Origin of the sequence: Pseudodesulfovibrio senegalensis (genome assembly GCF_008830225.1) — a bacterium.
Classification (GTDB): domain Bacteria; phylum Desulfobacterota; class Desulfovibrionia; order Desulfovibrionales; family Desulfovibrionaceae; genus Pseudodesulfovibrio; species Pseudodesulfovibrio senegalensis.
In genome coordinates, this window is record NZ_WAIE01000004.1 from 88,717 (window position 1) to 107,664 (window position 18,948).

Sequence of the window (18,948 nt, forward strand, 5' to 3'; positions counted from 1 at the left end):
TTTTATGGAGTGCCGCGCCCATGGAACAGGCTGATCTCAGGAAACTGGAAGCGCAATGCGTTCAGGAGGAACCGCCGTTTTGCACGGCGGCCTGTCCGCTGCATGTGGACGCCCGCGCCTTTTGCTCGCTCATGGGCCAAGGCGATTGGGACAAGGCCTGGGCCGTGCTGGCGCGCACCCTGCCGTTGCCCGGCGTGCTTTCGCGGCTGTGCCACGGCCCGTGCATGGAGGCCTGCGTGCGTTCCGCCAAAGGCGGTGCCATCAACATTCCGGCCCTGGAGCGTTTTTGTGCCGAACAGGGCGGCAGGGCCGCCCGGACCATCCCCATGCCCGCAAAGGGCAAGCGCGTCTGCGTGCTGGGCGGCGGGCTGGCGGGGCTGAGCGCGGCCTGGGATCTGGTGCGCAAGGGTATCAGGGTGGTGCTGCATTCCGAGCGGCCCGGTCTTGATCTGGCCCGTGAAGGCGCTTCGCCGCTGCCTGCGGGCGTACTGGACGCGGAACTGGAACGCATGGTCAGACTGGGAGCGGATTTTCAGGCTCCCGTGGCCATGACAGCCGAGTCGTTGCAGGCCCTGCTGGAGGAGTTCGACGCCGTAATCGTGGACTGTGCCGAGCAGGACATCGAAGGACTGGGGCTGGGCGAGCCGGACACCATGACCTTGGGCACGAACATGCCCGGTGTTTTTGTGGCCGGGCAGTGCGACGAGCATGTTTTTCAGGCCGCGTCCGGCCGCAAGGCCGCGCTTTCCGCAGAGCGGTTCATGCAGGGCGCGTCCATGGTGGCCGGGCGGGAGCGCGAAGACCCGTATCCCAGCAAGCTCTTTACCAATGTGGACGACGTGGCCGAGGTCGCGCCCGAGCCGGTTCCGGAGCAGGGATACGATGCGCAGCAGGCCCGGGCCGAGGGACTGCGCTGCATCCGCTGCGAATGTCTGGAGTGCGTGAAGCATTGCGAATATCTGGCGCGGTTCGGGTCGTATCCCAAGGTCTATGCGCGGCAGATTTACAACAACCAGTCCATAGTCATGGGCACGCGCCAAGCCAATACGCTCATCAATTCCTGCACCATGTGCGGATTGTGCGAGGAGTTGTGCCCCGGTGATTTTTCCATGGAAGACCTCTGCCTGCAGGCGCGGCGCGAATTGGTGGAACAGGGCAACATGCCGCCCTCGGCCCATGAGTTCGCCCTGCGCGACATGCATTTCGCCAACGGGCCGGACTGCGCCCTGGCGCGTCATGCGCCGGGCGAAAAGACCAGCACGCACCTGTTTTTTCCGGGTTGCCAGTTGACGGCCTCGCGGCCTGCGGCCGTGCGCGCGGCCTATGATCATCTGCGTGCGCATATCCCGGCCATGGGCATCATGCTGCGTTGTTGCGGTGCTCCGGCGCATTGGGCCGGCAGAACGCGCGAATACGAGCGGTCCATGGACGAGCTTCGCAGCCAGTGGGAGTCGCTGGGCCGCCCAGCGATCGTCTGTGCCTGCCCAACCTGTCAGGGCATGTTGCAAAACGCCCTGCCTGCGGCAGCGGTGGTCGATTTGTGGCAGGTGTTGCAGGGGGCCGGGGTTCCCGAATCCGTGAAGGGTGCCGACATGGAGCTGACCGTGCATGACCCCTGCACCACGCGGTACGAGCCGGAAATTCGGCAACAGGCCAGAGGTTTGCTGCAATCCGTTGGCGTGCGCGTGCGCGAGGCGGACATGAGCGGCAACCTGACCGAGTGTTGCGGGTTTGGCGGGCTTCTGGCCGAGGCCAACCCGGAGCTGGGCGCGGACGTGGCCAAAAGACGCGCCGATTCCCTGCCCGGCGAGCTGGTGACCTATTGCGCCATGTGTCGCGACATGCTGGCCAAGGGCGGTGCGCGCATCAGCCATGTGTTGGACATTCTTTTTCCGGACCCGTCGGCCGGAGACTTGGCAGCGCGGCCCGCTCCCGGATATTCCCGCCGCCGCGAGAACCGCGCGCATCTGCGCGAAGGCCTGCTGACGGACCTGTGGCGCGAGCCGGGCGATCCGCCCAAGCCCTACGAGGAGCTTGCGGTTTCCTTTACCGAAGCGTGTCTGGCCACCATGGAACAGCGGCGGATTCTGGAGAGCGACGTGCGCAAGACCCTGCTGCGTGCACGGGAAACGGGCAGACGGCTGGTTTATGCGCAGAGCGGGCGTTACCGCGCCGTGTTCCGGCCCGTGGCCGTGACCTATTGGGTGGAATTCGAGGAAACCGGCGACGGTTATCTGGTACACAATGCATGGTGCCACCGCATGCGCGTGGCGGGAGGTGCGGCATGAGCGTGATTCGAGTGCCCGAGGCGGACGCGCAGGGTTGGTCCTGCGACGCCTGCGGAGAACCGTTGGTTCCGGCTCCGGTGGATCTGGAATATCTGGACAGCCGTTTTACCGTGGAATTGCCCCGCTGTGCCAAGTGCGGGTTCGTGCTCATTCCCGAGGCGCTGGCCATGGGCAAGATGCTGGAAGTGGAGAAGCTGCTGGAGGACAAGTGAGCCTGACCACGAATGTGCGCATTCCACATTGGAAACAGCCGTACATGCGGGTGGCCGCGGGCGAGACATTGCGCCCGGGCGGTTTTGCGCTCACGGACCGGGCCGCGGCATTGGCCGGACTTGCGCCGGGCGCGCGCGTGCTGGACGTCGGTTGCGGCACCGGGGCCACGGTGCGCCGGTTGCGGTCCCGTTTCGGCGCGTTTGCCATCGGCGCGGACAACAGCGCAGACCAGTTGGCCGAGGCCCGGGCGCTGCCCGTGCTTTGCGCCGAGGGCACAAGCCTTGGCGTGGCCTCTGGAGTCATGGACATGGTCTTTTGCGAATGCGTGCTTTCCCTGCTGACCAACCCTCGAAAGGCCTTGGATGAGTTTTACCGCGTGCTGCGGCCGGGCGGATATCTGGCCGTGGCCGACCTGCACGCCCTCGAGCATGAACAATGCGCTGACGGACAGGCCTGCGGCTGCGCGGGCAACGCCTTTGACGCCCGTCAGTTGACGGACATGGCCAGCAGGGCCGGATTTTCAATCAGGACGCGTGAGGACCATTCCGGGCTGCTTCGGGAACTGGCCGCGCGCATGGTGCTGGCGGGCGGTTCGCCCTGCGGTGCACCGTCCGGCTACATGCTGGTTTTGGCCCAAAAAAGGAACGACGATGCTTGATGATATGGGATTGGAATTGTTGCGCCTTTCCGGGGCTGGGTATTGCTGCAGCCAGATATTCGTGAAGCTGGCGCTCGACGAGATGGGCCGCGACAACCCGGACCTGCTGCGGGCCATGACGGGCCTGTGCCACGGCATGGGCGATTGCGCGGGAACCTGCGGCGTGCTTTCCGGCGCGGCCTGCGTGCTGGGAATGCATGCGGGCAAGGGTGGTGACATGGAACAGCCCGACGAACGGCTGGCCCTGATGCTGGAACAGTTGAACCAGTGGTTCCGGGAGCGTTGCGCCGGGCAGTTCGGCGGCATCGGTTGCGGCGAGATCACGGGCGGGAACTGTTCCGCGCCGGACCAGTCCGTGTGCGGTGCGCTGCTGAACGAGACCTATGCGCAGGTGCGGTCCATTCTGGCGGAAAACGGATTCGACCCCTCGCTGGGCAGGGACGACGACCATGGATTTTGACCGCGAGAGTGTCTGTCCTGTCTGCCTTGCGCGCATCCCGGCGCGGCACGAAACGCAGGGTCAGGACGTGTATCTGGTCAAGCAATGCCCGGAGCACGGCGAATTTCGCGCCGTGGTCTGGCGCGGCAGGCCCGCGCTGGAGCATTGGCAGCGGACCAAGATTCCTTCCTATCCCGAACAGCCCGTCACGGGCCGGGACAGGGGCTGCCCGTTTGACTGCGGCCTGTGCCCGGACCATGCGCAGCATACCTGCACGGCCATCATCGAGATCACCGAGCGCTGCAACCTGCACTGCCCGGTCTGCTTTGCCGTGGCCGGGGAAAAACAGGCGCGCCCCGACAGGACCGTGGACGATGTGCGCGACATTCTGGCTGGAATCATGCGCGTTTCCGGCAAGTGCAACATCCAGTTTTCCGGGGGCGAGCCGTCCGTGCACCCGGACCTGTGCGCCATGGTCCGCGCGGCCAAGGACATGGGCTTTCCCTTTGTGCAGCTCAACACCAACGGCCGCCGCGTCGCGCTGGAGCCGGACTTTGCCGCGAGGCTGGCCGGGGCCGGGCTGGATTCGGCGTTTTTTCAGTTCGACGGCACGCGTGACGACATCTACGAGTCCCTGCGCGGTCAGGCTTTGCTGGACGAGAAAATGACCGCGCTCAAACGCTTCATCGATGCGGGCATCGGCGTGGTGCTGGTGCCCACGGTGGTGCCGGGCGTGAATGCGGACGATCTGGGCGGCATTCTGCAACTGGCCGTGGACCATGCGCCGGGCGTGCGCGGCGTGCATTTTCAGCCCGTGAGCTATTTTGGTCGCTATCCCGCCCAGCCGGACGATGGAGCGCGCATCACCCTGCCCGAGGTCATGGCCGGGTTGGAGGAGCAGACCGGCGGGGCCATCCGCACCGAAGATTTCCTGCCGCCCGGGTGCGAACATCACCAGTGCTCGTTCCATGCCAATTATCTGGTCATGGAGGACGGTTCGCTCAAGCGGGTGTCCGCCAACCGGGGCGGGTGTTCCTGTTCGTCCGAGCCGCAGGAGGCCCGCAAGGGCGCGGACAAGTCCAAGGGATTCGTGAGCCGCCAATGGGCAGCGCCCGCAGCCGTGACCTTGCAGGACAAGCCCATGGACGATCTGGACCGCTTTTTGGCCCGGGCCTCCACGCACATGCTGGCGGTGTCGGGCATGGCCTTTCAGGACGCGTGGACCATGGATCTCGACCGGGTTCGGGGCTGCTGCATCCATATTGCCGGGCCGGGCGGAAAGCTGGTGCCCTTTTGCGCCTACAACCTCAGCTCCATGCGGGGCGAGACATTGTACCGTCCGGCACCGGGCGCGGATTCGTGGGAAAAGGCATGAGCAATCCGCTGCTGGACCAATGGCTGGCCCGGCGCACGGGCGGTGCGTCCACGCCGGAGAGCCTTGCCGCGTGGCAGTTGGAGCAGGTGCGGCGCACCGTGGCCCATGCCCGGGAAAACAGTCCGTTCTATGCCCGGCGGCTTGCGCACGCGGAGCCGCAGGCCATCGCGACCATGGACGACCTTGCCGCCTTGCCCGTGACCCGGCCCGAGGACCTGCAACGGGATTCGGACGCGTTTCTGTGCGTTTCTCGCGACGAGATTGCGCGCATCGTGACTTTGCGCAGTTCCGGGACCACGGGCGAACCCAAACGAATTTTTCATACGCGGGGCGATCTTGAGCGCACCGTCGATTATTTTGCTCATGGCATGGGAGCCATGACCCGGCCCGGGCAGGGCGTGCTGGTGCTGCTGCCCGGAACCACGCAGGGGGGCGTGGCCCGGCTGCTGGGCGAGTCTCTGGAACGCCTCGGCGCGCGCCCGGAACTGTTCGGGCCGTTGGAATACGGTTCGTCGCAAAGCGTGGACGAGGCCGTGGATCATATTCTGGTGCACGGCGTGCACACCGTGGTTGGTTCCCCGGCCCATGTGAACGTGCTGGCCCGGGCATGGCAGCGCCGCGGACTGGGCCGCTCCACCATCGAAAGCGTTCTTCTGTGCTGGGATTCGGTTTTTCCGGCCGTGGTGCGCAACGTGGAGCAGGCTTTCGGATGCCGCGTGTTCGAGCATTGGGGCATGGTGGAGACCGGGCTGGGCGGTGCGGTTTCCTGCGCGCCGGATTCGGGCATGCATGTTCGGGCTGCGGACATTCTGGTGCAAGTGGCAAACCCGGAAACCGGGGCCAACCTGCCCGACGGCCAGTGGGGCGAGATCGTGGTGACCACCCTGAGTCGCAGAGGCATGCCGTTGATCCGCTATGCCACGGGCGACCGTGGACGATTGCTGCCCGGTTCGTGCCCGTGCGGGCATCCGGCTCCCCGGCTGGATCGCATTTCCGGCAGACTTTGCAGCGCGTTGCCCCTTGGGAAAGCCGGAACATTGGAGTACGGTGTGGTTGCGAATGCCGTGTACGGGGTTGACGGCGTTGCGGATTTTTCGGCGCAGGCGGTTTTTTCCAACCCTGCGCACGGCTCGAGGCATGGCCCTGCATTGCGCGTGGGGCTGAGCATCGTGCCGGGAACCGACACGGAGCAGGCCATGGCCCAGGCCTGTGCCGCCTTGAAGGAAAACGGGCTGTGCAACGTGGAATTTCATGTGGCCGCACAGGGTGGCCCGGCCGAGCCGGGACTGGCCAAGCGGCGCATTACAAACGCAAACGGAATTGGTGCTCATGAAGAATCTTGTCAGGGAAATCGTTCGGCTTCTGGAATCGGGTGAAAGCGTTGTTCTTTCCACGGTGGTGGAAAGCTGCGGCTCCACGCCGCGTTCTTCCGGGGCCAAGATGGCCGTGCGCCGCGACGGGCGCATCGAAGGCACTGTGGGCGGCGGCATCGTGGAGGCCAAGGCCTGCCGCTGCGCCGCCGGAATGCTGGAAAAACAGGGCGACTCCGCGGTGTTGTCACACATGAGCCTGACCAATGATCTGGCCGCGGGCACGGACATGATCTGCGGGGGCGACCTGACCCTGTTCATGGAAACCGTTGCCCCGGAGTCCGAGGCGGCCAACTGCTATCAGGCGCTGGACGGGCTGTTGCGGCGCGGGCGCAGGGCGGTCATGTTCACGGCGTTCGAGGGTTGCGGCACAGATGACGACACCGTGCGCGTCAAGGGCCGCAGCATCGGCGAGCGCATCGAGGACATGCCGGATACCTATGGCCTTGGCGCGGACGAGGCCAGGGACCTGTTCGACCGCGCCCTTGCCATGGGCGGGGCCACGCAGGAGGCGGACGGCGTGCACGTGTTTGCCGAGGCCTTTATTCCGCCCGCACCCCTGTACCTTTTCGGGGCCGGGCATGTTTCCCGGGCCACGGCCCGCATTGCGGCCACCGTGAATTTCCGGGTGGTGGTCATCGACGACCGTGGGGATTTCGCCAACGAGGAGCGTTTTCCGGACGCGGACGAAGTGGTCGTGCTGGATTCCTTTGACGATTCCTTTGCCGGGCGGGAGGTCGACCCCGGCGATTACATTATCATTTTCACGCGCGGGCATGTGCACGACAAGACCGTGCTGGGGCAGGCCCTGAAAACCCCGGCGCACTACGTGGGCATGATCGGCAGCAAGCGCAAGCGCACCGCCATTTACGAAGCCCTGCTCAAGGAGGGCACGCCGCAGAAGGATATTGACCGTACCTACAGCCCCATCGGTTTGAGCATCGGCGCGCAGACCCCCGAGGAAATAGCCCTGAGCATCGTTTCCGAACTGGTGGCCGTGCGTGCCGGAGTGCGCGATTCCGTATGCTGAACCCGGACGCGTCCATGCATGGCATGGCGGCCCTGATTCCGGCGGCCGGGTTTTCCTCGCGCATGGGCAGGCTCAAGCCGCTTTTGCCGCTGGGGGATTGCAGCGTGCTGGCACGGAGCGTGCGCCTGTTTCGCCGGGCCGGGATCGCGGATATTGTGGTCATCACCGGACACCGGGCCGACGAGGTGGGGCGCGAGGCAGAAGCCTGCGGGGCGCGCGTGGTCCACAACCCGGATTTCGAGCAGGGCATGTTCGGTTCGTTCCGGGCCGGTGTGGCCGCGCTCAGGCCCGATTGTACGGCGTTCTTTGCCCTGCCTGCGGACATCCCCCTTGTGCGGCCGTCCACGGTCGCCGCTTTGCGTGCGGATTTTGCCGGGCATGGCGCGGCCGTGACCTACCCGGCATTTCTGGGTGAACGCGGCCATCCTCCCCTGATTCGCGCGGACGTGGTTTCCGATATTCTGGCCCATGACGGGACCGGTGGGCTGCGCACGGTTCTGGAGGCTCGCGAGCCAGAGGCCCGCGAGGTGGCTGTGGCGGACATGGGCACCATGCTGGACATGGACCGGCCCGAACACTACGAGCGGGCGCAGGCCATGGCCGATGCCGGATATCCGCAGCCGGACGAGTGCCGCGCATTGTGGAACATGCGTGAGCCGAACCCGGCCCTGCGAGAACATTGCGCGGCCGTGGCCGGGCTGGCCCTTGCCATGGCCGAGGCCCTCAATGAACGGCGTGCGGCCAATGGTCACGCCGGCCCCGGTTTGCTGGACACCGGGCTGGTGCTGGGCGCGGCCCTGACCCACGACATCGCCAAGGGCGGCCGCCGCCATGCGCAGGCCGGAGCGGATTTTCTGGAATCGCACGGCTTTCCCCGCGCCGCCCGCATCGTGGCCGACCATGCGGATCTAACCCTTGCGCCGGACCAGCCCCTTGGCGAGCGGGAGATCGTTTTTCTGGCCGACAAGCTGGTGCGCGGCAGCGGGCGCGTGGAGCTGGAATCGCGCTATGCGGCCAAGATGGAACAGTACGGCCACGACCCGGACGCCCGCGCCGCCATTCAGGCCCGCCTTGAACGCGCCCGGACCGTGAATGAGCAGTTCACAATCGAGGCCGTCCGCAATCCTGCGCTTTTGGACGCACACGACTTCGATCTGTTCTGATCCTGTTTGGTTGTTCATGACGTTTCTTTATGTGTTGTTGACAAAACCCGCATCTTGACGATAGTGAGAATCAAAATCATGTAGATGATTGACCGTGCGTGCGGGCCGCCCACGGTCGTATCACTATTTCCTTTAGCGTCAGTGAGGGTCGTTCATGTACATGGAGTCACGCGAGTACGCGCCGGTTGCCGAACAGGCGTCCGTGGTTGATCACTACAGGAAGTGCTACGGAGAGCTGGATGTTTTTGTGGAACGGCCGACTTCCCATCAGCACGCGGACGAATATATCCGTTGGGAGATCATGGATACGGCCGGGGACGGATTTGCGGAACTGGTGCATCTGAAGAGCGGGCTCAATGTGGGGGTGTGTGGGTATCGGTTTTTCAATCCGCTGGATTCGTGCGTCAAGGAAATGAGTTCCACCTTCCAGTTCTGCATGCTGCTTTCCGGAAGTTTCGAGGTGCGCGACGGTTCGCAGGTGCGCCGGTTCAACAGCGGCGAACTGGTCATGCGTAGCGGCTGCATGCGCGATGTGCGTTATGTGCAGCCCGCCAACAGTTTCATCAGCGGCGTTTCCATCGAGCTCTCCCACTCCATGGTGGAATCGTGGCTCGGCAAGACCCCGTGCGAATTGAGCAAGGCCCTTGAATGCTGCATGAAGAACCGGTTTTCCGACGTCGGGTGCGTGGGCATGTGGAGCATACCGCCGAAGCACCCGCTCATGCAGGCGGCCAAGACCCTTGCATTGACCGGGCACAACACGGTTTGCGGCAGGCTGCAGTTCGAATCGCTGGCGCTTGATTGCCTGTGGCGCATACTGTCCATAGATACCCCTTTGAAGTCCGGTTCGCAGCGCCGGGGGTCGCAACGCCAAAAAGCAGTGGACGAGGCCCTGGACATACTGAACGAGGAATGGCCCGATCCCCCAACCATCAGCGCGCTGGCCCGGCGGGTGGGTATAAACGACTGCTATCTCAAGTCGGATTTCCGCGCGCGCACGGGCATGTCCATCGGTGAGTACGTGCGCAAGCTGCGTATGGAAAATGCCCTGAGCCTCATCGAGTCGGGCCGCTGCTCCATTCTGCAGGCGGCCACGTTCGTGGGCTATTCCAATCCCAGCCATTTCAGCGAGGCCTTCAAGCGTTTTTACGGCAGGCTGCCATCGGCCTGCATTCCGCGCTGATTTCGGCCCGCACCTTTTTTCCCGCCTGCGGGTTTTATTTTACTGATCGGGGTAGAGAATCCTTTGCGGGTTCTGCATCGTGCTTGTGGATTTCAAGGCACCGATGCCGGACCCGTGATGCATTGTCGCTTCCGGACCAGCGGTTTCGGTGCAAACCAACCGAGTCGGCGACCCGGCCATCTGTGCCGCCGCCGTCCAAGCGAGGTTTCCCGATGAGTTCTCAGTCCCACTGCGCGTGTTCCGGATATGCGTCGTCAGCACGCCCCGGATCGCACACCAAGAAAAAATACGGCATCTGGGCCCTGATGCGCCCCGTCATTTTTCCCATACGTTCGGCCATGGTCATGTCCGGCGCGGGTTCCGTGGCTGCCTTGGGCGGTATAGCCGCCCTTGCGCTGGTCGTGGCCTCCCTGATGAGCCATGACGAACGGCTCTGGTTCTGGATTCTCCTGTCCGCGGGCCTGACCGTGGCTGCCGTGTTGCTGCGCATTTATGCCTTCACCGTGTCCCATGTGGCGGCCTTCAGGCTGGAGATCCTCTTGCGCACGGGCATGAGCGAGCATCTGGCCCGTGTCCCGCTCGGCCATCTTCTGGTCAACGGTTCGGGCAGCATCGCCAAGGTCATGCAGGAGGACGTCAAGAACCTCCACGCCTTTGTGGCCGACACCACGCCCCTGATCGGCAAGAGCGTGGCCACGCCCGTGGTCACGCTGGCGCTGCTGCTGTTCATCGACTGGCGCCTGGCTTTGGTTGCGCTCGGTGTTTTGGCGGCCGGGACCGTTTGCGTCAGTCTGGCCATGCGCAACAACAGGGAGATGCAGGAAAAGTATGATGCGGAAAGGGAGCGCATCAACGGTGCTGTGGTGGAGTTCGTGCAGGCCATGCCCGTGGTGCGGACATTCGACGACGGCGCGGACTCGTTCGGCCGGTACAGTTCGGCACTGGACGGTTTTCATTCCATCATGACCAAATGGCTGCGGGTTTGCGGCACCAGCGGCAAGGTCGGAATCGTGGCGCTGGCTCCGTTGCCCACGCTCACGGCCGTGACCGCCGCCGGATTGATCCTTGTGCAGGGCGGTACGCTCGACTTTCCCCGCTGGGCCGGAATCCTGCTGCTGGGCACGGGCATGGCCGAATCACTCATGCCGCTCATGTGGCTCAATTTTTTCATTCGCAAGGCCAATGCCAGCGCGCGCCGCATACAGGCGCTCATGGACATCCCGGCCCTGCCGGAATCCGGCAATGCGCTGGAGCCCGAAGACGCGTCCCTAAAGTTCCGGGATGTGAGCTTTGCCTACGACGGCAGAAGGGACGACGCATTGCAAAACGTGAATTTTCAGGTGCCCACGGGCACGGTGACCGCTCTGGTGGGGCCGTCCGGCGCAGGCAAGAGCACGGCCGCACGGCTGATTCCCCGCTTCTGGGACGTGCGTTCAGGCAGCATCAAGGTGGGCGGCGTGGACGTGCGCGACATGGACCCGGTTCGGCTCATGCAGACCGTGGCCTTTGTCTTTCAGGACAATTTCCTGTTTCAGGACACCATAGCCGACAACATCCGCATGGGGCGGCCGGACGCGTCCATGGAGGATGTGGAGGCCGCGGCCCGAGCCGCTCAGGCCCACGAATTCATCATGGAGCTGCCGGACGGCTACGGCTCCATGGCCGGGGAGCGCGGTGCGCGTCTTTCCGGCGGGCAGCGCCAGCGCATCACCATTGCCCGCGCCATATTGCAGGACAGCCCGGTGGTGGTGCTGGACGAGGCCACTGCCTTTGCCGACCCGGAAAGCGAGGCGCTGGTCATCGAGGCCCTTGCCAATCTCATGAAGGGCCGCACCGTGATCATCATTGCGCACCGCCTTTCCACGATCCGCGACGCGGACCAGATCGTGGTGCTGGATCAGGGCCGGTTGGCGCAGAGCGGAACCCACGACGAACTCATTGCCGCGGGCGGGGTGTACGCCCGGCTCTGGCAGAGCCACGAACAGGCCCGGGGCTGGACTCTGGGCGCGTCCGCGCACGAACAGCGGGAGGAGAACTGAAGTGACCACACAGACCGAAACCATGCGTTCCACGCCTCTTTCCGCCACATGGGCCAGAATGCAGAAAGCGAGCGGGGATCAGGTCTCCCAATTGCGTCGCTGCATGCTCTTTTCAACTCTTTCCGCCGTGGTGCAGGGGCTGGCGTTCGCCTGCTTCTACCCGCTGCTGGATGCGGTGTTGGCCGCTCCTGCGGATTGGGACAGGGCCTGGCTGTGGGTAGCCGCGCTGGCCGCATGCACGGTGCTGGATATTGTTTTCATCTGGATCGCGCGCGGGTTCGACTATGCCGGACCCATTGCGGACGTGACCCACAACCTGCGGCTGGTGCTCGGCAGGCATCTGCGAAACATGCCCCTCGAGGCTTTGGACAAAAAGCGTTCGGGCGAACTGGCTGCCGTGCTGGCCGGAAACGTGGACGAGGTGGTCACGCCCATGGGCATGCTCTCCTCTGCGTTTCTGGGCATCGTGGTCACCCCGGTGGTGGCCGTGGCCGCCACGGCGTTCGTGGATTGGCGGCTGGCGTTGGCCATGGTCAGCATCGTTCCGCTGGCCCTGCCCCTGTACTACTGGCGCAGGCGCGCCGCAGGGCGGGGCTATCGGGCCATAGCCAAGGCTCACGCACGCACCTCCGCCGAGCTGGTGGAATATGCACAGGGCCTTGCGGTGCTGCGCGCTACCAATCAGGTGGGCAAGAAGGCCCGCCGTCTTCAGGCCGCGCTGGAAAACCTGCGTGACGTTCAGGAGCGCGAGCAGTGGTGCCTTGTGTGGCCCGGTGTTTTGTATTCCTCGCTGGTGCAGGTGGGGCTGTTGGTGGTTATGGCGCTCGGCGTCTGGTTCATCCTCTCGGGAACGCTCAGCGTTGCCGTGCTGGCCGCGCTGTTGGTGGTCGTGGTCCGTTTCAGCGAACCTCTGGCGCTTCTGTTCGGTATCAGCCCGGTTTTCGATTACATGGAGGCCGGTCTGGAGCAGGTGGAAAAGCTGCTGGCCGTCCGGCCCCTGCCTGTAGCCGACGAACCGGAGCAGCCGTCCGGTTTCGAGGTGGGCTTCAAGGACGTGCGTTTCCGCTATTCCGGCACGGACGAAGACGTGCTGAAAAACGTGAGTTTCACGCTTCCCGAGCACTCCCTGTCCGCGCTGGTCGGGCCTTCGGGATCGGGAAAGACCACCATAACCCGGTTGCTGATGCGCCATGCGGACCCGCAGCAAGGCACTGTCCGCATCGGCGGCGCGGACGTGCGCACCATGGACCAGTTGGAGTTGATGCGCCATGTCTCGGTGGTGTTTCAGGACGTGTATCTTTTTGACGACACCATTCTGGCCAATATCCGCATGGGACGGCCCGATGCCGATGACGCGGCTGTGGAGGCCGCGGCCCGCGCCGCGCACTGCCACGAATTCATCACCCGGTTGCCCGATGGCTACCAGACCCGGGTGGGTGACATCGGGGGCTGCCTTTCCGGCGGCGAGCGGCAACGCATCAGCATTGCCCGCGCCATTCTCAAGGACGCGCCCATCGTCATTCTGGACGAGCCCACCGCCGCATTGGACACGGAAAGCGAAGTGGCCGTGCAAAAGGCCATTGACACGTTGGTGGGCAACCGCACGGTCATCGTCATCGCGCACCGCCTTTCCACAATCGTGGGCGCGGACGCCATTCTGGTGATCGAGGATGGTGAAGTGGCGCAGAAGGGCACGCACGCCGAGCTTCTGGAACAGCCGGGCCGCTACCGCGCCATGTGGCAGGCCCAGCAGTGCACCAAGGATTGGCACCTTGCAGCCGTTAAAGATGCTCAATGAAAATAATGTGTTGCCGGAATGGGGTGGTGGTTTTTTCCGTTTCGGGTGGACCGGGCAGAGCAATTGTCCAAAAAGGGTGGATCAAATCAATCTTGAGGAGGATTGCTACAATGGAGAATACCATCATTCCCCCGTGCCGGGGGAGAGGGTCGGGCCTTGCCGTGGTTGCGAGGTCCTTGCTTCTCGTTGCTCTCATGCTGGCGGTGACGGCCGGGCTGGCCTTTGCCGATGAGAGCGGGGACGAGGGCCAATCCGGCAAGACCGTGAAACTCGAGGCCGTCAAGGTCACGGCCAACAAGATGGAGGAATCGCTCAAGGACGTGCCCCAGAGCATCACCGTCATCAACGAGATGGACATCGAGGAGAAGGGCATTGAAAACATGTCCGACGTCATCGACAACATCCCGGGCATGTCCTACTCCGCGGACCATGGGCTGGCCATCAACTTCCGCGGGCTGAACTCCTCCATGTTCACCATGAACAACCCGGTGACCATGTACGTGGACGGCATCGCCCACAGCGGCAAGACCGGATTCGACACGTCCATGGTCAACGTGGAGCGTGTTGAGGTCCTGCGCGGTGCGCAGTCTACCCTGTACGGCAAGAACGCCATGGGCGCGGTCATCAACGTGGTCACCAAGGACCCCACCAACGAGTGGCAGGGCAAGGTGGGCACCGAGTACGGCAGTTGGGATTACATCAAGGGCTACGCCGCCATGAACGGTCCCATTGTGGAGGACAGGTTGTTTCTCGGCCTCAGCGCCCAGTACGATCAGGATCAGGGTTGGATCAAGAACGACTATCCGGGCATGAACGAAGACGCCAACCGTGAGCATGAACGCAAGATCAACGGCTACGTCCTGTTCAAGCCCATTGAGGACCTCCGCATGCGTCTTGCCGCTTACCATTCCAAGGAAGTGTCCCATTGGGCCGACGAGTATGCCATGGTTCCCGGATCGGACCTGAGTTCCTTTAACGCGGACGATGCCAAGCACGTGAGCTATGACGTGCCCACCAAAAGCACGATCGAGGACAATTCCCAGAGCCTCAGGGTCGAATATGACTTCAGCGGGTACAAGTTCGATTCCATCACCACCCACAAGAAAATCGAAGTCGATGCCGTTTACGATTCGGACTTTGGCGTGGACCCCAACTATGCCGGGCTGACCATGTTCGATGAAAACGAGGATGAAACCTGGGCCCAGGAGCTTCGGCTCTCCGCAGGCAGGGCCGATGAGTTCCGCTGGACCTGCGGCGTGTACGGCGATCTGGGCAACCGCAAGCAGGGTCCGTACGGTCAGCAGTTCTATGATCCGGGAATGGGGATGGCCTTTGAACAGGACGCCCATTCCGAACAGGACAGCTACACCATGGCCGCGTTCGGCCAAATCATGGCACCGCTGGGCGCTGGGTTCGAACTGACCCTTGGTGCCCGCTTGCAGCGTCTGCACAAGGAATTGGATCTGGACATGTATTATCAGGCCGTGGGCGCGGCTCCGAACCTGTTTTATTCCATGCACGGGGACAAGACCTGGAACGCGTTTCTGCCCAAGGCCGCATTGTCCTATGCCATCAATGACGAGTGGACCACCTACGTCTCCTATTCGCATGGCTACATGCCGGGCGGATTCAACTACTTTGCCATGCAGGGATCGGCGGATGCCAACTCGTTCAAGCCGGAAAAGTCCAAGAACTACGAGTTGGGCCTCAAGGGCGACTATGACAGCCTGCGTATTGCCGCGGCCCTGTTCTACATGGATATCGATGACATTCACGTCTACAAGACGATCGGTTCCGGCGCTGGCGCAATGTATGTGACCGACAACGCCAAGAAGGCGCACTCCTACGGCGCCGAGCTGGAAGTGACCTACCTGCCCGTGGACACGCTGGAACTCAGCGGTTCCGTATGCGTGACCAAGGCCAAGTACGATGAATACGACGCCGGAACCACGAATTTCGACGGCGAGGACATCGAACAGACCCCGTCCCATGTGATTCGTTTGAGCGCGGCATACCATCATCCCTGCGGCTTTTACGCCCGTGCGGACGCCCGCCACTATGGTTCCCGGTCGTTTTACGACGATGTCAATAAGAGCTTTGACGAGGCCGACGCCTATACCATCGTGGATTCCAGAATCGGGTACCGGTTCGACAGCTTCGACGTGTACGGCTACGTCAAGAACCTCACGGACGAGGAATACGTGACAGCGTTCAGGTCGAATGGAATGGCCTCCATTGTCGGCGTGGGCGCACCCCGCACCATCGGCGCCGGCGTGATGTACTATTTCTAACCGTTTTTTTGTGCCGCCGTATTGATTTTGATTATTGTGTTCATTTTCAATACGTCGGCACAAGCCAATGATAACAGCAGGAGAAATCATGAAACGATTGCTTTTTGTCATGCTATGCGCATTGCTGGGAACGGCGGCCGTGGCCAACGCCCATTCCGTGTGGATCAACAATTTTCATTGTGACGCCCACAAGCCGGGGCACGCCATGGTTTCCGTGGGCTGGGGGCACGCCATGCCCATGGACGACATTCCCAACTCACCCAACGGCAAGATCATTCTGGATCGTTTCGAGCTGATTGATCCGGCCGGCAAGAGCCATGCGCTCAAGACGCCGTCGGTGGAGCCGAGCAAGGCCTCGCTGACCACTGCCGATTTCGACGTGTTTCCCGGCGACCTGGCCGTGCAGAAAGTCGCCCTGAAAAAGGAGACCAAACGCGGTGTCTATCTGTTCAGCGCGGTTTCCAAGCCCACCTTCTACACCCAGTACCTCGACAAGAAGGGTCGTCAGCGTCTCAAGCTCAAACCCAGAAACGAGATCAAGGACATCGACAAGGTGCTCATGGCCGTCAAGTTCCAGGCCTTTGCCAAGTCGTACATGACCGTGGGCGAGTGGGCCCAGCCCAAACCTGTGGGCCATGGTCTGGAGATCGTTCCGCTGACCGACCTGAGCAACGTGCGCGTGGGCGATCTGGTTCAGGTGGAAGTGCTGTTCTACGGCAAGCCGCTGAGCGCCACGGCCAAGAGCATCGACTACATTACCGCCAGCAGCCCGGGCTTCGGCCAGAGCGAGGGCTATTCCATGTGCTCCTACATCATGAACGGCAAGGCCCAGTTCCGCGTGAAAAATGCCGGAGAGTGGATGATCGCCGTCAACCACAAGGACGACGTGACCAAGGACGGTCCGCTCAAGGACCTCTACGGCAAGGCCGAGCAGGTCTACCACGCCGCAAGCCTGACGTTTGTGGCCAAGTAGACATGGTGCCCGGAGCCTCGTGGCTCCGGGCCTTTCTCCCTATCCCATGTTTTTTTGTATCAAGAAGAGGTTTTCAGGATGTCCAAACTGGCAGCAGGCGTCTGTGTCTTTCTGAGTTTCCTGATATGTTTTCCGGCATTTGCCGCAGAACTGACAGGACGTGAGGTCATGGTCCTTGAGGACGAGCGTCCGGACGGCGACGACCGCACCTCCATGATCACCATGACGCTCATCAACAAACGCGACCGCAAGCGGGTGCGTCAGGTCAAGAGTTTTTCCAAGGATTACGGCAAGGACAAGAAGTCGGTCATGATTTTCCGCGAGCCTGCGGACGTGCGCAAGACTGCGTTTTTGTCCTGGGAATACGACGATGCGGACCGGGAAGACGACAAGTGGCTCTACATGCCCGCCATGCGCAAGACCCGGCGCATCAGCGGCGCTTCCAAGAACGAGTATTTCATGGGCACGGACTTCACCTATGACGACATGGGCGACCGCAGCGTTGACGAGGACGTGCACACCCTGGTCGGCGAGGAACCGGCCATGGGGCATGATTGCTGGAAGATCGAATCCGTGCCCGTGGACAAGGAGGATATGTATGCGCGCAAGGTGCTGTGGGTAAGCAAGACCGCGCACATGATCATGCAGGCCGAGTATTACGACAAGGACGGGCTGCTCAAGGTCTACAAGGCTCTCGAGGCCGAGGAGCGCAACGGCTTCTGGACCCTGCTCAGCTCCGAAATGAACAACGTCTCCCGCCAGCACAGGACCCTCATGGAGACCACGGAGGTCTGCTACGATTCCGGCCTTGACGACAGCCTTTTCCGCGTTTCCACGATTCAGCGGGGCAGGCTTCCCTAGGCATGCGAGTTTTCGTCACGGCCCTTGCCCTCGTGGTCTGTCTTGCCGCCTCCGCTGCCCGGGCCGGGGCCGTGGCGGATTTCGCGGACCGTTTGAAACTCTCCGGCTGGGTGGAGGGCATTCAATCCGTGGGTATGCACGCCCCCAATGAGGAGGTTACCTCGCGGGCGCGGCTGCGCCTGAATCTGGAAGGTGATTTCGACTGGATTTACGGATGGATATCCGCTGATCTGGAAAAGAACTGGAAGATTGAGTCCGAGACCGGGGCGGACATCCACGAGGCGTGGCTGGAGCATGTGGGCAACGGCTGGGACGTGCGCGTGGGGCGGCAGACCATCATCTGGGGCAGGGCGGACGGCGTGCAGATCACGGACATCATTTGTCCGCCGGACTACACCGAGTCCATTACCCGCGATCTGGATGAAATCCGTATGCCCGTGGGCGCGGCCAAATTCCGGTTGCTGGGGTCCACGGTGGATACCGAGCTGATCTGGATTCCGGTTTTCCGGGCGGCCAAGCTGCCCAAGGACAGCAACCCGTGGGCTGTTTCTTCGGCGTGGCCCGCCGGGCTCGACGTGCATCAGGAAGACGTGGACGAGCCGGACATCTCTTTGGAAAACAGTGAATTGGCGCTCAGGGTGTCCGCATATTTTTCGGGTTTCGATTGTTCGGCCTCGGTTTTTCACGGCTGGGACGACATGGCCGCCTACCACCGGCATGCGGTTTCCGGCGGTGGCGGCACGGATGTCTACATATCGCCCGAGCACCACCGGCTCACCGTGCTCGGCCTGGACTTTGCGCGGCCGTGGTCGGACTTTGTTTTTCGCGGGGAGATGGCGTGTTATCTGGGCCGCTATTTCGCTACCGACGTGCTGGAAGGCGGGGTGTTGCAGCGTGATGCGGTCAAGTGGCTGGCCGGGGTGGACTGGACCCCGGGCAACGACTGGACCGTAATCGCCCAGATATATGGCCAGCGGATTCTGGATTACGACGACACGCTTGCGGAGCATCGCCACAACGTGACCACGACGCTGAATATTTCCAAGGATTTGTTGAACCAGACATTGACGCTATCCAGCATGCTCTACCTGAACCTGAACGATCTGGACTCATTCTACCGGGCAAAGGCGGACTACGAAATTTCGGACGGGCTTCATGTGATTCTGGGGGCGGATGTTTTCGGCGGCACGCGGGCGGGCAGTTACGGCCAATACCAGAATAATTCACAGATATGGCTCAAAACCAAGTACAGCTTCTAAGGAGCAGG

At 62.8% G+C, this 18,948-nt stretch carries 15 protein-coding genes; all 15 read left to right on the top strand.

What is annotated here, in order from left to right:
* Positions 1 to 20 precede the first annotated feature (20 nt).
* Positions 21 to 2,288, top strand: coding sequence for a pyridine nucleotide-disulfide oxidoreductase/dicluster-binding protein (locus F8A88_RS10410; RefSeq protein ID WP_151151096.1), 2,268 nt, complete (start codon positions 21 to 23; stop codon positions 2,286 to 2,288).
* On the top strand, positions 2,285 to 2,500 hold the full coding sequence (locus F8A88_RS10415) for a DVU_1557 family redox protein (protein WP_151151097.1): 216 nt from the start codon (positions 2,285 to 2,287) through the stop codon (positions 2,498 to 2,500). Before F8A88_RS10410 ends, F8A88_RS10415 begins: the two co-directional genes overlap by 4 nt.
* On the top strand, positions 2,497 to 3,159 hold the full coding sequence (gene trsM / locus F8A88_RS10420; protein WP_151151098.1) for a DVU_1556 family methyltransferase: 663 nt from the start codon (positions 2,497 to 2,499) through the stop codon (positions 3,157 to 3,159). Before F8A88_RS10415 ends, trsM begins: the two co-directional genes overlap by 4 nt.
* Positions 3,152 to 3,619, top strand: a complete 468-nt coding sequence (locus tag F8A88_RS10425) for a DVU_1555 family C-GCAxxG-C-C protein (RefSeq protein WP_151151099.1) — start codon at positions 3,152 to 3,154, stop codon at positions 3,617 to 3,619. Before trsM ends, F8A88_RS10425 begins: the two co-directional genes overlap by 8 nt.
* Positions 3,609 to 4,973 carry a radical SAM (seleno)protein TrsS gene (trsS, locus tag F8A88_RS10430; RefSeq protein WP_151151100.1) on the top strand — a complete coding sequence of 455 codons (1,365 nt, stop codon included), beginning with the start codon at positions 3,609 to 3,611 and terminating at the stop codon, positions 4,971 to 4,973. The genes F8A88_RS10425 and trsS overlap by 11 nt, the downstream gene beginning before the upstream one ends.
* On the top strand, positions 4,970 to 6,349 hold the full coding sequence (locus F8A88_RS10435; RefSeq protein WP_151151101.1) for a DVU_1553 family AMP-dependent CoA ligase: 1,380 nt from the start codon (positions 4,970 to 4,972) through the stop codon (positions 6,347 to 6,349). The genes trsS and F8A88_RS10435 overlap by 4 nt, the downstream gene beginning before the upstream one ends.
* On the top strand, positions 6,303 to 7,373 hold the full coding sequence (locus F8A88_RS10440) for an XdhC family aldehyde oxidoreductase maturation factor (protein WP_151151102.1): 1,071 nt from the start codon (positions 6,303 to 6,305) through the stop codon (positions 7,371 to 7,373). The genes F8A88_RS10435 and F8A88_RS10440 overlap by 47 nt, the downstream gene beginning before the upstream one ends.
* A complete protein-coding gene (locus tag F8A88_RS10445; RefSeq protein ID WP_241667422.1) occupies positions 7,367 to 8,536 on the top strand; it encodes a DVU_1551 family NTP transferase in 1,170 nt (389 codons plus the stop codon). The genes F8A88_RS10440 and F8A88_RS10445 overlap by 7 nt, the downstream gene beginning before the upstream one ends.
* 154 nt (positions 8,537 to 8,690) lie before the next feature.
* Positions 8,691 to 9,719, top strand: coding sequence for a helix-turn-helix domain-containing protein (locus tag F8A88_RS10450; RefSeq protein ID WP_151151103.1), 1,029 nt, complete (start codon positions 8,691 to 8,693; stop codon positions 9,717 to 9,719).
* Positions 9,720 to 9,931: 212 nt separating this feature from the next.
* Positions 9,932 to 11,758 (top strand): ABC transporter ATP-binding protein, encoded by a 1,827-nt coding sequence (locus tag F8A88_RS10455; protein WP_151151104.1) that lies wholly within the window; start codon positions 9,932 to 9,934, stop codon positions 11,756 to 11,758.
* A gap of 1 nt (position 11,759) precedes the next feature.
* Complete coding sequence (locus tag F8A88_RS10460; protein ID WP_206666405.1) at positions 11,760 to 13,556, top strand: ABC transporter ATP-binding protein; 1,797 nt, start codon at positions 11,760 to 11,762, stop codon at positions 13,554 to 13,556.
* A 110-nt stretch (positions 13,557 to 13,666) separates the two neighbouring features.
* The gene (locus F8A88_RS10465; protein ID WP_161598383.1) at positions 13,667 to 15,847 is read left to right on the top strand and encodes a TonB-dependent receptor; all 2,181 of its coding nucleotides are present in this window, start codon (positions 13,667 to 13,669) and stop codon (positions 15,845 to 15,847) included.
* Positions 15,848 to 15,935: 88 nt separating this feature from the next.
* Positions 15,936 to 16,820: a DUF4198 domain-containing protein gene (locus F8A88_RS10470; protein WP_151151106.1), complete on the top strand. Its 885-nt coding sequence runs from the start codon at positions 15,936 to 15,938 to the stop codon at positions 16,818 to 16,820.
* Between the two features lie 78 nt (positions 16,821 to 16,898).
* Positions 16,899 to 17,681 (top strand): outer membrane lipoprotein-sorting protein, encoded by a 783-nt coding sequence (locus tag F8A88_RS10475; protein WP_151151107.1) that lies wholly within the window; start codon positions 16,899 to 16,901, stop codon positions 17,679 to 17,681.
* A 2-nt stretch (positions 17,682 to 17,683) separates the two neighbouring features.
* Positions 17,684 to 18,940, top strand: coding sequence for a DUF1302 family protein (locus F8A88_RS10480; RefSeq protein WP_151151108.1), 1,257 nt, complete (start codon positions 17,684 to 17,686; stop codon positions 18,938 to 18,940).
* The last annotated feature ends 8 nt before the right edge of the window (positions 18,941 to 18,948 follow it).

Excerpts from the sequence above, each read along its gene's own strand:
- F8A88_RS10410 (WP_151151096.1), top strand. The coding sequence starts at position 21 with ATGGAACAGGCTGATCTCAGGAAACTGGAAGCGCAATGCGTTCAGGAG.
- F8A88_RS10415 (WP_151151097.1), top strand. The coding sequence starts at position 2,285 with ATGAGCGTGATTCGAGTGCCCGAGGCGGACGCGCAGGGTTGGTCCTGC.
- F8A88_RS10425 (WP_151151099.1), top strand. The coding sequence starts at position 3,152 with ATGCTTGATGATATGGGATTGGAATTGTTGCGCCTTTCCGGGGCTGGG.
- trsS (WP_151151100.1), top strand. The coding sequence starts at position 3,609 with ATGGATTTTGACCGCGAGAGTGTCTGTCCTGTCTGCCTTGCGCGCATC.
- F8A88_RS10435 (WP_151151101.1), top strand. The coding sequence starts at position 4,970 with ATGAGCAATCCGCTGCTGGACCAATGGCTGGCCCGGCGCACGGGCGGT.
- F8A88_RS10440 (WP_151151102.1), top strand. The coding sequence starts at position 6,303 with ATGAAGAATCTTGTCAGGGAAATCGTTCGGCTTCTGGAATCGGGTGAA.
- F8A88_RS10445 (WP_241667422.1), top strand. The coding sequence starts at position 7,367 with ATGCTGAACCCGGACGCGTCCATGCATGGCATGGCGGCCCTGATTCCG.
- F8A88_RS10450 (WP_151151103.1), top strand. The coding sequence starts at position 8,691 with ATGTACATGGAGTCACGCGAGTACGCGCCGGTTGCCGAACAGGCGTCC.
- F8A88_RS10455 (WP_151151104.1), top strand. The coding sequence starts at position 9,932 with ATGAGTTCTCAGTCCCACTGCGCGTGTTCCGGATATGCGTCGTCAGCA.
- F8A88_RS10465 (WP_161598383.1), top strand. The coding sequence starts at position 13,667 with ATGGAGAATACCATCATTCCCCCGTGCCGGGGGAGAGGGTCGGGCCTT.
- F8A88_RS10470 (WP_151151106.1), top strand. The coding sequence starts at position 15,936 with ATGAAACGATTGCTTTTTGTCATGCTATGCGCATTGCTGGGAACGGCG.
- F8A88_RS10475 (WP_151151107.1), top strand. The coding sequence starts at position 16,899 with ATGTCCAAACTGGCAGCAGGCGTCTGTGTCTTTCTGAGTTTCCTGATA.
- F8A88_RS10480 (WP_151151108.1), top strand. The coding sequence starts at position 17,684 with ATGCGAGTTTTCGTCACGGCCCTTGCCCTCGTGGTCTGTCTTGCCGCC.